This is a genomic window from Ignavibacteria bacterium (assembly GCA_041649015.1).
In the GTDB taxonomy this organism is placed as follows: Bacteria; Bacteroidota; Ignavibacteria; order Tepidaquicellales; family Tepidaquicellaceae; genus CAIKZJ01.
Window position 1 is genome coordinate 13433 of record JBAZNU010000007.1, and the last position, 13335, is coordinate 26767.

Genomic DNA, 13335 nt, shown 5'->3' on the forward strand with positions numbered 1-13335 from the left:
ACGATTTCTTTATGATAAGAAAATCAGTAATATCTTTAGTTATTGGGCTGTTAGTAAATCTTTTTATAGGACAGTATTCTCCGTCATATTCACAGTATATATCAAAATCGAATAATCAAATTCCCGATAAATTAAGATTATCCGAAATTGATAAATCAAAAAATCTTCTCGATTCTACACTGAAATATAAACCGCTCGAACTCGAACCAATTTCTGCTGATAATATTATCACGGAAGCCCTTTCGGGCGTTGGTTTTGGAGGTGCAGCAACTTTTTTATATATAGTTGTTGGTGTTCCTTTATTCAATATAAAATTCGATGTGGGTGGTGGTAGCAGTGGTAGATCTTCGGTGTTTAATGAAGTTGCATTCATATCATTGTTAGTATCCATCCAGGTTCTTGCAACAGCGGGAGGCGTCTGGATTGCTGGCACCAATAAAAAGGTCGGTGCAAATTTCGGTTTCACTTTACTCGGAAGCTTTCTTGGTGTTGGGCTGGAATTTGGAGGAATCGCACTTGCAAATAATGTAGGAAATGACTCTGGCGAAAAAAAGGGGAATAGAACCTTTGGGTGGATAATTGCAATTTTAAGTTTCTTGATGCCAACAGCAGGTGCTATGGTTGGACTTAACACAACCCGATATCCAAAACGGGTGTATGATGAACCGAAGTCTGTATTAAACCTGAATTCTAATGGTTTCAGTTTCTCATCGCCATTTATTTACACAGAGCCCGATAAGACAATTGATAAGAAACCAATTACATTTGCAAAACTTATAACAATAAGTCTCTAAAGTTCCGTAGAACTAAATCGCAGTAGTATTTCTTTCTGGAATTTTAATCGTAGCATCATTATTTTAGTTTATATGAAAGCCAAGTTTTACATATTATCAATCTTATTGTTTGCAGCATTTGCATACGCCTATTCCGATGATTTATGCAGTAAGGGCAAAACTTCTTTCAACATGCAGGATTCCGCCGTTTATGATTCTTCTTTCGACGTAAAATATTATAACCTTAATCTTCGCGTCACTACAAACCCGAACTTTCTGTATGGAGCCGTGCAGGTCAGCGGCGTTTTCAATACTGCCGGCAGCTCGCTGTTTCTTAATCTCAGCAATGCTATGTTCATTGATTCTGTTACAGGCGCATTGGTAAGCGGTTTCACTCATTCAAACGATATACTAAATATAAACTTCTCACAAAGCACATCTCTATTCGATGTAAAAATATATTATAAAGGTTTACCGCCGGGTTCCGGGTTTGGAAGCTTCGTCTTTTCATCACAGAATTCTTTCCCCCTTATCTGGTCTTTGAGCGAGCCGTTTGGTGCAAGCGATTGGTTCCCGAACAAAAACACTCCCTCTGACAAAGCAGACTCATCTGAAGTTTGGATTACCTGTGCTTCAAATCTTTTAGGTGTTTCTAACGGTTTGCTGTATGAAACAGTCATAAACCCCGATAATACTAAAACTTTCAAATGGAAAAGCAGATACCCCATCGCAAATTATCTTATCTCTATCACAGTAACAAACTACGAACGATACGATAATTACTACAAGTATGGATTAAACGATTCAATGGTCATTAATCACTACGTCTATCCTGGTACTCTAAACAGCGTAATGACGGAGCTCGATAAAACTCCCGATATGCTTGATTTCTTTTCTAACAGATATTCGCAATACCCTTTCATACAGGAAAAGTACGGTCATGCACAATTCGGATGGGGAGGTGGTATGGAGCATCAGACTATCTCATCAATGGGCGTTTTTAATCAGGGAATCATTGCTCATGAACTGGCGCATCAGTGGTTTGGTGATAAGGTCACCTGCCGGAACTTCAACAACATCTGGCTGAACGAAGGGTTTGCAACTTATTCAGAAGCACTTTTTGCTGAACACTTTAACGGTAAAGAAGAATACGATGCTATTATTAGAACTAAGATGTCAAATGCAAAAAAAGCCGTAGGCTCTTTATATCTGCTGAATACGGATAACGTAAACGAAATTTTTAATTCTAACAGAACCTACTCCAAAGGTGCTATGGTTGTTCACATGCTTCGAGGTATCACTGGCGATAGTGTTTTCTTTAACATTCTGAAGTCTTATATCAACGACCCCGCACTCGCTTATAATACCGCAGTCACGGAGGACTTACAGAGAGTTGCAGAAAGTGTTAGCGGTAGAAATCTTAATTACTTCTTCCAGGAATGGATATACGGAGAAAATTATCCAATGTATAGTATTAATTGGAATAAAAGTAAAAATAATCAGGGAACGTATGATGTTAATGTGAACATATCTCAAAAGCAAAACACAAATCCTCCTTATTTTACTATGCCCGTCGATATAAAAATATCTTTGAATAACACCGATACTACTTTCACAGTTTTTAACAACGCTCAGGTTCAGGAGTTTTTATTTACCGTCTCATCTGAACCTAAATCAATAACCTTCGACCCTGACAATAAAATTCTTAAAGATAAAAAAGGCGATGACCCCATCGAGCCTATTGGCTTTCAATTGTTTCAAAATTATCCTAACCCGTTCAATCCCGAAACAAAAATTAAATATATGATTAAAGAATTCGGCGCGGTGAGTATTATTGTTTATGATTTAATTGGCAGGGAAGTCACAAAATTAGTCAGCCAAAAACAGTACCCTGGCACTTACAGTATTTCCTTCTCTCCCCAAAATCTTGCCTCTGGTGTTTATTTTTATAAACTCGTCTCAGGCAATTTATCCGACTCCAAAAAAATGGTTTTCATTCGGTAACCATCCATACTGCTTTTTCCCATTCCCGCATAATATAAAATTTGTTTCCTAACTCTGCATTGTACCTTTCCTCTATTAAAACAGTCGCTATAAATTAACCTTTAGAATATCTCTCAACCAGATAATTCAATATTTTGTCAAATATGTCAAAACACTGAAAATTATCGATGAAATGCAATTTTCTGTCATTTACACTAATTTACATAATACCTCATTGTCAAGAATACCTCCCCCGAACATCGACCTATTAATACGGATAAAGTGCGGTGAATTTGCGGTTATAATGCGGTTGATTTGCGGTTGCAGTGCGGTGATACTGCGGTTGTAATGCGGTGAAACTGCGATTAAACTTAATTTCTGCCCATTTTTATAATTCCCTTAGTCTGTAATCCATCATCATTCTCAATCTTCTAAAATTCATAAACCTTAACATAAAAAATCAAGTTTTCTGCTCTAATTTTAAACACTAATTCCCTCAATTTAGTTCCCTAAATAAATAAGGTATACCTCGTATTTCTTCATACAAAACTACTTCAATTCTTATGATTCGTCTCTTCCGCAGATTCAGCGAATTACTGCTCTACAATAAAAAATTAGCAAATATATCATTGTTTTTCCACTTTAATATTAAAGTCAGTTTTGCAATATTACTTGATTATACCCAATTTTAATTTATAAAATGAAAAAATTAGTTCTCACTTTAGTTACCTTCTTGGTTTTACTAAATTTAAGTTTCTCTCAAGATGAGAGTAAAAGAGGTTCTGAAATTTGCTCAATGAAAAAATCCAAAATAACTCATCCGGAAAACTTATTTCAGGATTCCCCGAATACACCAAGGCATTCATACGATGTCTTGAATTACAAACTCAATGTCGATCTTTATAATTGTTATTTTAGCCCGTACACAAAGGCTTTCAATGCATCAAATATAATTACATTTAAGGTTGATTCAACTTTAAATAATATTAAACTAAATGCTACAAATACTTCTCTGGCTATTGATTCCATAAGACTTGTGAACGGTACTGCTTTAACTTTCACTCATACTTCCAATATTCTTACGGTTAATTTAGATAGAACTTATAATGTCGGCGAGGTAGTTGATATAAAAATTAATTATAGGCATTTAAACGTCACCGACGCTTCTTTCTACAATAGCGGTTCTTCTGGTTATGTGTTTACTGACGCTGAACCTGAAGGTGCACGAGGTTGGTTCCCGTGCTGGGATAGACCATCTGATAAAGCTACAGTTGATATTACAGCTAAAGTTCCCCTCTCACTTCAGGTTAGATTAGGTAGTAATGGAAGATTGAATGATTCAACTATTACTGGCGATTCTTTATTCTATCACTGGATTTCAAGAGATCCTGTCTCTACCTATTTAGTTGTTATGACTTCAAAAACCGGCTATACTTTAAACATTGTTTACTGGCATCCGCCTTCACATCCTTCGGATAGTATTCCTTTAAGGCTGTACTCTCCAAGTACTGCTAATAGTTCAGCTATCGCTGCTATTTTGCCAACAGCCACAACTTATATGTCTAATGCTTTTGGTGAAATGCCTTTTGAAAAAAACGGCTTCTGCTATGTTCCTAACAGTGCTGGTTTTACATGGGGTGGTATGGAGAATCAAACTTTAACTACTATCAACTCCTGGAATGAAAATACTACTCTTCATGAATATGCACACCAATGGTTCGGTGATCTGATTACTTGTGCTAGTTGGTCTAACATCTGGCTTAATGAAGGTTTTGCTACTTGGAATGAATCGTACTGGGCTGAACGTACAGGTGGTTATACTTCTTATAAGAACATGATTAATTCAGACGCAAATACTTATCTGTCGCAAAATCCGGGCTGGGCTTGTTCGGTTCCCGATTGGGACGTAACTACTCCGAATTCAAACACCTTGTTTAATTATGCAATTACTTATTGTAAAGGATCTACAATCGTGCATCTCTTGCGTTATACATTGGGCGATTCTCTTTTCTTCAAAGGAATAAAAGCTTATGCTACAGATACCGTGAACTTCAAATTTAAGAATGCTACCATTCCTGATTTCTTTGCTAAGATGTCCGCAGAGACCGGGCAGGACCTTACATGGTTCTATAATGCATGGCTTTATCAGCCAAATCACCCTGTTTACCAGAATGGTTATAACATCGTTAATCTCGGCGGCGGTCAATACAGAGTTAATTTCCTTGCTAAGCAGACTCAGACAAATGCAGGATTCTTCCCAATTCCGATTATGATTAAATTTGCATTCTCTACTGGCTCTGATACAATAGTAAAAGTAATGAACAATGTTAACAATCAGTTATTCTCTTTCTATTTTTACCGTCAACCGACCAGTGTTACATTCGACCCTCATAATGAAATTGTTATCAAGTCCGCAACCCTATTAGTTAATACAGATGAAAACTCAACGATTATTCCCGATAAATTTGTTTTACATCAGAACTATCCAAATCCATTCAATCCTGTAACAAACATTAATTACGATATTCCTAAAAATTCAAACGTAAAAATTACTGTCTTTGATGTCTCTGGTAAAGAAGTATCCGTTGTTATCAATGAATTCAAGCAGGCAGGAAGATACACATCATCATTCAATGGTATGAATCTTGCCTCTGGCGTGTATTACTATAAAATTCAGGCAGGCGATTTTAGCGAAGTGAAAAAGATGACGTTAATTAAATAAAATTAATAATATTATTATAAAGGGCAGAATATAAGCATTCTGCCCTTTTTTATTTCTATAATTTCTTCGTTAAAATATATGCTCTCAGGTATGTTACTTTAATTCCGTTTTCTTCGCGGTTAAAATCAATCCCCGTCACTATAATCCTAACGTGCATATCCTTAAAGTAATTATTCATCGTCATACTCTGAAGCGGAGGACGCTCCGAATGTAATGAGTCTGTGATGTACTTTATCGGAAATTTAATCGTATCGGTATTATTATAAACAATTATGTCATTATTTTCAAAATCATAATAAGATTTTATCGCAGACAAAGAATCTTTCTTCTGGCTTTCAAATAGACTAAATCTATCAAATCCCTGTACATTTATCTCGCTCGCCCCCGTTGTTCTTGCGGAAACAAATCTCTTCTTTATTAAATTATTTACATTATCGGTTTTCAAACCCATCATCTGCATTATTTGTTCTGTTTTATTATGATAAACTGCCTCAGTGACTTTCTTGTAATCCTCAAGCGAATCAAGATTCTCAGTAAACCACGGTTGGATTTCATTAATCTTATTCCGTTCGAGTAAAAAGCTCATTATTGAATTAACGTCCTGAATCTCTTCCTGTTGTATATCTTTCGTTGCAGGAATAATTCTTTCGTTAACAAGGATTGAATTTTTGTTCAGAATTTCTTCAAGCCTGCTAATCTGACTGTTTAACGACATATTAAAAGCGCTCCAGGGTCCAACTGAAGTTAGAACCGCAATTATGGAAAGAGAAATAGGTATGTATTTTATATTCTTAAAATTTGTAATTATATAGTATATTGTCGTTACTGAAAGCCAGAAGGCAAGAACAAAAACATAATACCTCCTTTCAGTCATACCATAATCAGTAGTTCTTACTGATATCGCAAGAAATAACAATACAATCTGCGGAATTAAAGATATAAAGAAAATTCTCGAGAATATCTTTACCCACTTTATCTCTTTGCTTTTAACAAGCGGATAAATCAGCAGGAGAGAGAATATTCCTGCTGTCGAAAATCCGATAACAAGATACGAAACCCATCCAACAGGCAGATTCCAGCTGAATATAATCTTAAATAAATACAAGTATAGAATCAAAACATAAATTACAATAATCGGCAGCAATACGTATTGAGTAAAGATTTTGAGTCCTTTCGGAAAAGCTTCCGACTTCATATCCTCCGGTTTTGGTATTCCCGAACAGAAAAACCATGTGTTGAATATTCCTACTATGAAGAATAAAAGTTGTCCGTATCTTTTCCCGTCTATATTCATCTCAAAAAGTTTATCAAATGAAAGCAAAGCTATTGCCAAACCTCCATAAAGTACAAACGTGTAGAGTCCTGAAAGTATAAACCGCAGGAAAACTGTCTGATTAAAATTCCAGAAATCAAGTTGCGATTTGTCTTTTGTAAAAATGAACGGAGCAAATGAAACCAGCAAATGAAACGCTATTGATAATAGAATATATCTTCCGATATCATAAAAATCCATTTGGTCTGAAAGAGTAAAGAAATAAACTAACAGAAAAGCAATAGGTATTAACTGTAACAAATATTTCTTTACTTTCTCAATGCCCGTGCTTTCTGCAATTAGTGAAAAGGCAATAAACAAAGGCAGCCCGAGAGAAAAAGTCATAACTAAATTCCACAAGAACTGTCCTTGATAATCAATTGGTGCAAAATCAATAATTCTTATTAACGTAAATGAACCAAGAATTGACATCAGTATGGCAATCGGAAATCTTGAAGCTGTTTCTTTTGCCTGACTTATTAGAACATCAAGGGATGGTAATTTCATAGATTAATGTATGTTAATTAATAAAATTAATTACGGTATCGATATAAAGCGTAATTTACTTACCTATGCAAAATTTTGAGAATACATAGGTTAATATGTCGTCATTTGTAACAGAACCTGTTATTTCACCGAGATGACTTAATGCATTCCTTAAATCAATTGATAAAAACTCACCTGACATTTTCTTTTCTATTGACTTAACCAAATTATCAAGAGATTCAATCGTTTTCTCAAGACATATTTTATGCCTTATGTTTGTGATAACTATTATCTCGGATTTAATACCTGATTCATTTTCCTTTATCATACGTACCATCTCTTTTTTAAGTTTCGATAATGATTCGTTATCGGAAATGGAAACAGCCACTGCTGTATCAGGTACGCTGTTCCCTGCTAAATCCTTTTTTGTGAATACAAGTAGCTTATTATTAGACTTTATTTGTTCGTTAAAAAATTTAACGGAATGCTCTCTTTCACTTTTACTGTTCGAGGAATCCACTAAATAAATAACAAGGTCAGCATCGTTAATTCTCGAAAAACTTCTTTTAATACCCTCGTGCTCAATAATATCAGCCGTCGAGCGCAATCCTGCAGTATCAGTAAGATTAAAAAGAATACCATCAATTATAAGATTTTCTTCCAGATAATCCCTCGTTGTCCCCGAAATTTCACTCACAATAGCACGCTCAGTTTTGAGAAGAGAATTAAACAAAGACGATTTTCCGCTGTTTGGTTTACCAGCAATTACAACGTTAATTCCATCTCTTATTACTTTCCCTTTAATGTAAGAGTTTACAATTTCTTTTAAGTCATTAATAATCCGAAGAGCCTTATTCTTTACTTCATCTTTTTGTGCAAATTCTAAATCTTCTTCCGCAAAATCAAGTTCAAGCTCAACAAGTGCTGTAACATTTATTAAATCTTCTCTTATTTGCTTAACGTATGCTGATAGAGAGCCTTCAAGTTGTTCTAAAGATGATTTATGAGCCTCTTCAGTTTTTGATTTGATTAGGTCTGCAACCGCTTCGGCTTGTGAAAGGTCTATTTTGCCATTAAGAAAAGCCCGTTTTGAAAACTCTCCGGGTTCTGCGTGCCTTGCTCCTTGCTTAATAATAAGACTCAGAATTTTTCGTGTTACAAAAACCCCTCCATGAGCGGAGATTTCTATGACGTCCTCCCCCGTGTAAGAGTTTGGCGATTTAAATATTGAAACTAATACTTCGTCAATAAGTTTATTTTCATCAAAAAGATATCCGAAGTGAACAGTATGGGATTTTGTTTCCGAAATATTTAAAGCCTTAGACTTTTCCCTCGATTTTGAGAAAATATTTTGTACAATTTTGAACGAATCAGTTCCTGAAATTCTGATAACAGAAATACCGCCTTCGCCTATCGGGGTCGAAATTGCGCATATTGTGTCATACAGGTTAATCATCAGTTTATCCCTTTGTTTGTATTTTTAAAAATTAACCAGATGAAAATGGGGGCTCCAATAAATGATGTTACTATTCCAACAGGAATCTCGGATGGTGATATAATTATCCTTGAGATTGTATCTGATATAAGGAGAAAAATGCCTCCTACTAAAATACTTCCCGGAATGGAGTACCGATGATCAGAGCCCAGAAGCAACTTGGAAATATTTGGTACTATCAACCCTACAAATGAAATAATTCCTGCTATCGAAACTGCTGATGCTGCAAGGATCGAGGATAAAATGATTGAAGAATATTGAAGCCTTTTTGTGTTTAAACCCAATGATATGGACAGTTCATTTCCGAGCGAAAGAACGTTGTATTCTTTCGAGAATAAAACCGAGATTAAAAGTCCCGCAAAGATAATTGGAGAAGTTGAATAAAATTCAATCCATCCCTTTCCTGAAAGTCCTCCGCTCAGCCAATAAATTATGTACGTTAAAGATTTTCCGGAATAAATTAACAGGAAACCATTTATTGCAGATAGTAGAGCATTTATCGCAATTCCTGCCAGTATGATTTTATTAGAAGAAAGAAAATTTGTATATTTACCTTTGAGTCCTTTTGATATCTGAAAGATTAAAAGTGTTGTAAGTATTGCTGATAAAAAAGATACAGGAGTTATTAAATAAAAAGTAGATGCGGATAATATAAAGAATAGTATTGCTCCTAAGCCCGCACCCGCAGAAATACCAAGCAGCCCGGGTTCAGCAAGATTGTTTCTTAATAAAGACTGTAAAACAATGCCCGAACAGCTGAGAGATGCGCCGACAAAGAATGCATTCAGTGTCCTTGGAATTCGTATATTATACAGAATATTTTTGAGCGTTTCTGCTTCATCCGGTTCCGAAAAGAGTATTCCTGGATTAACATATACGCTTCCCACTGAAATTGATACAATAAAAGATATAATCAACAGGAAAAATAATATAAACAATATCTTTAAATTACGGTTCAAATTGTGATATATTTAGATATTTTTGTTAAAAATAAGTATATCTATATTAATAAAGGAGAGCATAATTAGTAATGTATAAATTAGGTTCGTTTAAATTAAAAATAGTACTTGTATTAAGTGCGGTTATTATTGCCCTTGGTATTTTATATTATACTCAGCTTCTTGTTGAGAGAATACAGAAAAGAGAAGCAATGATTGCCGGACTTTATGCAAAATCTCTGGAATACATAGCTAACGACCAAAGCTCCACTGGAGAATATGGTTTTATTTTTAATGAGATTATTACTCAGATTGATTTCCCTATTATTGCAACTGACAGGGAATATAAAGTTGTCAACTTTTATAAAAATATAGATATAGACACAACTTTACCGAAAAAGCAAATTCAACAAATTCTGCTTAGTCAGGCAGATGACATGAAAAACAAGGACGCTCCGATTAAAGTTACTTACAGGGATTCTGTTGTCTTAAACTACGTTAATTACGGTGAATCAACTCTGATTACGGAATTAAAACTATTGCCGTTCTACGAGTTTTTAATAGGTGGACTATTCATACTACTGGGATATTTCGGATTTTCTTACGTTAAAAAACATGAGCAAAGCAGTATTTGGGTTGGACTTTCGAAAGAAACAGCTCATCAGTTAGGTACACCTATCTCATCATTGATGGGCTGGGTTGAGCTGTTGAAGAATACAAAACCGGAGTCGGAGGAATTTAAGAAGATAATAGATGAAACAGAAAGCGATGTCGAGAAGCTCAACAAGATAGCATCAAGATTTTCAAAAATCGGTTCTCAACCGAAACTTGAGAAAGAAAATATATCAGAGTTAATAAAAGATGTATGTAAATATTTCGAGAAGAGAATACCAAGGCTTCATGGTGCTGATGGTACCGTCTCAAAAAAGGTTAATATAGAACTAAACATTTCATCTGAGATATACATTAGTCTTAATAGGGATTTGTTTGAATGGGTTATTGAGAACCTGCTAAAAAATGCTCTGGATGCTATGGATAAAGAACACGGACTAATTAAGTTCGACCTTCGGGAAAAGGATAATGATGTTATTATAGATATCAGCGATAATGGAAAGGGTATTGATAAAAAATTCAAAAAGGATATTTTCCGACCCGGATATTCTACAAAAAGAAGAGGATGGGGTTTGGGTCTTAGTCTATCCAAGAGGATTGTCGATGATTATCATCAGGGGAAACTTGTATTACTGGATTCTGTTATTGAAAAAGGAACAACTTTTAGAATTAAGCTGAATAAATAGCTAAAACAGATTCATTTGAATAAGGCTATAAGGCATATATACAGTATTATTATTGAAAGAGAATATCTGATTCTGGCAATTTTAATTATAATAAAACTTGCATTTCAGATATTGATAGTAAATTCCGGTTATAAATGGTTATCATCTGATGATTACTGCAGAACTGTAAAATCTTTTGAATGGATTGAAAACCCAATAATTAACTCAGGTGTTTGGCTGACTCCTCATTTCTGGATAAACGGAATTGTTATGCTTTTTGTGAAAGACTTGTTTCTTGCTGCTACATTGACAAATGTAATTTTCTCATCTGCAACAGTAAATTATTTTTATAAAATATCTTTGTTTGTATTCGATAAAAAAACGGCAATTTTATCAACTCTGATTTTTACACTATTTCCATTTCAGGTATGGTTAAGCCTTTCAGGATTGCCCGAATCCATACATTTTTTCTTTATTATTGCCGGGATTTATTACGCACTGATGTACAAAAAGAATAATGGCAGATTAAAAGATTTAATTCTTGCATCGATTATGTTCATGTTTGGAAATATGTTTAGGTATGAGGGCTGGTTGTTTAGCATAGTGTTCGTTATTTATGTGTTCTACATTGAAATTGTGATGAAGAAAAATGAACGAAAATATTATGTTCCTTTAATAATCTCTGTTTCTTCACTTTCAACAATTGTATGGTGGTTAATTCAAAATTATGTTGATTACGGGAGCTTTACTTATTTTGCCTCTGAAACAAATAAAATATTCGAGGATTATGGAGGTATAAAAGTACTTCAGAAATTCATACAATATCCGATTTTTATTTTTTACATTGCGCCCATCACCTCTTTTTTTGCCATCAAAATCTCCTATGAATGTATCCGGGGATTCATTAAGAAGAAAGATAATATATCCCTGCTTAGTATTCTTGCATTTTTTAATATTGCACAACTTGTACTTTTGATGTTGCAGGGTTTATTAGGTACAGGCGGAACAAATATGATATCCCGGTACATAGTTATTAACGCTATGCTTTTTATTCCCATGGCAGTTTGGCAGATTTTTAGCTTTAGAAAATGGATCGCAGCAACATTGTTAACATTGATAATTGCAGGTAATATAGTATGGAGTTTTAACTATCCAAATCCTTTCAGAGAGGATACATACGAAGCCGGAAGATTAATACGCGACCGAATTGAAAAGAATTATATCAGGAATGAGGAAAGCGTTTATTTTGAAGAGATTGAAGGTTATTATGATGTATTTGCAGTACAGACAATTTCTAACCACCCTTCCAAATTTATATTTGGGAATTTCCCTGTCTTGAAAAATGAAGAGAGTAAGAAAAGCAAAAAAAGCAGATTATCAAATGAAGAAATTAACATTCTCGACATAAAATCATATCTTGAGAAAAATAAGATATCACTTGCAATCGTTAAAAGTGACAGCTATGCCGACAAATTAAAGAAACTTAACTTTAAGAACGAAGAAATCGGCGATTACAAAATATTCTATATAAGAAACCTTGAATCAAATATTAATGACTCAAGCATTACCGTTCTAGCTGATAAAATAATTGACCTCAAAAAATATCAGAACACTTTAAATTTTAACAAAACGATTGCAATAAAAGAAGTTGTTCTGGATAATACGAATTTTGGTTTTAATCCTCAGACAGTTTCAATAAAATGGGCATCAACCTCAAAAAATATTCTTGATAGTATAAACTACGATGACTATGAATTCAATAGATATAACTCTGTTATCGAAATAAGGAGAGAAGACAATGACTCGCTTGTTTATACTGAAAGTAAAAGGATATTCTCTGAAAGAAATATCGAAGACCTGCTTGCATTCAACGAGGTAAAGAATATAATCGTCATAAAACCATTTGCCCTGATTTATTACTCAAAAAAGTATGTATCATCGCCTTTTGAAAGCGGAGTCTATAATCTTTCACTAAAGGTTTACGATGCAAAAAGGAAGAGACCACTAATTCTTTACAAAGGTGATAGTCTGTTTAAACCAGAAATAAAACTGAGTGATACTTCAAAAACTTCTATTACTGATAGTATCAAATTCCGTCAGAAGAATACTGATACTCAAAAAATTACATCTACTAATAATTATGTGATTGGCAACATTATTGCATTTTTCCCAAACACTAATCTGGATAAACTTGTCGGTACTGATGGTGCTGCATTTTACAGAATAATCACAAGAAACGGATTGCAGGTTTTCTTCTCTCAAAGACATCAGGCTGATCACTTCCTAAACTTTGTATTCAACTATTTCTAATCTTCAATATACATTGAAAAACCTTTATTTTAGCCTTAT

8 protein-coding genes are annotated in these 13335 nt (G+C 34.3%); 5 read left to right on the forward strand and 3 right to left on the reverse strand.

What is annotated here, in order from left to right:
- Positions 1 to 11: 11 nt before the first annotated feature.
- From WC644_11220 to WC644_11230, 3 genes are all read left to right on the forward strand, one after another.
- Positions 12 to 794: a hypothetical protein gene (locus WC644_11220; protein ID MFA5012506.1), complete on the forward strand. Its 783-nt coding sequence runs from the start codon at positions 12 to 14 to the stop codon at positions 792 to 794.
- Between the two features lie 72 nt (positions 795 to 866).
- Positions 867 to 2777 carry a M1 family aminopeptidase gene (locus WC644_11225; protein MFA5012507.1) on the forward strand — a complete coding sequence of 637 codons (1911 nt, stop codon included), beginning with the start codon at positions 867 to 869 and terminating at the stop codon, positions 2775 to 2777.
- 775 nt (positions 2778 to 3552) lie between these two features.
- A complete protein-coding gene (locus WC644_11230) occupies positions 3553 to 5478 on the forward strand; it encodes a M1 family aminopeptidase (protein MFA5012508.1) in 1926 nt (641 codons plus the stop codon).
- A 55-nt stretch (positions 5479 to 5533) separates the two neighbouring features.
- Here the strand turns inward: WC644_11230 and WC644_11235 are convergent, their stop codons facing one another.
- From WC644_11235 to WC644_11245, 3 genes are read right to left on the reverse strand one after another with little or no spacing between them, the layout of a single operon-like run.
- Positions 5534 to 7297 carry a DUF4153 domain-containing protein gene (locus WC644_11235; protein MFA5012509.1) on the reverse strand — a complete coding sequence of 588 codons (1764 nt, stop codon included), beginning with the start codon at positions 7295 to 7297 and terminating at the stop codon, positions 5534 to 5536.
- Between the two features lie 55 nt (positions 7298 to 7352).
- A complete protein-coding gene (gene mnmE, locus WC644_11240; protein MFA5012510.1) occupies positions 7353 to 8732 on the reverse strand; it encodes a tRNA uridine-5-carboxymethylaminomethyl(34) synthesis GTPase MnmE in 1380 nt (459 codons plus the stop codon).
- Positions 8732 to 9688, reverse strand: coding sequence for an iron ABC transporter permease (locus WC644_11245; protein ID MFA5012511.1), 957 nt, complete (start codon positions 9686 to 9688; stop codon positions 8732 to 8734). The genes mnmE and WC644_11245 overlap by 1 nt, the downstream gene beginning before the upstream one ends.
- Positions 9689 to 9801: 113 nt before the next feature.
- Between WC644_11245 and WC644_11250 the strand changes: the two genes are divergently transcribed.
- A complete protein-coding gene (locus WC644_11250; protein ID MFA5012512.1) occupies positions 9802 to 11007 on the forward strand; it encodes a HAMP domain-containing sensor histidine kinase in 1206 nt (401 codons plus the stop codon).
- Between the two features lie 15 nt (positions 11008 to 11022).
- Positions 11023 to 13296, forward strand: a complete 2274-nt coding sequence (locus WC644_11255) for a glycosyltransferase family 39 protein (GenBank protein MFA5012513.1) — start codon at positions 11023 to 11025, stop codon at positions 13294 to 13296.
- Positions 13297 to 13335 lie beyond the last annotated feature (39 nt).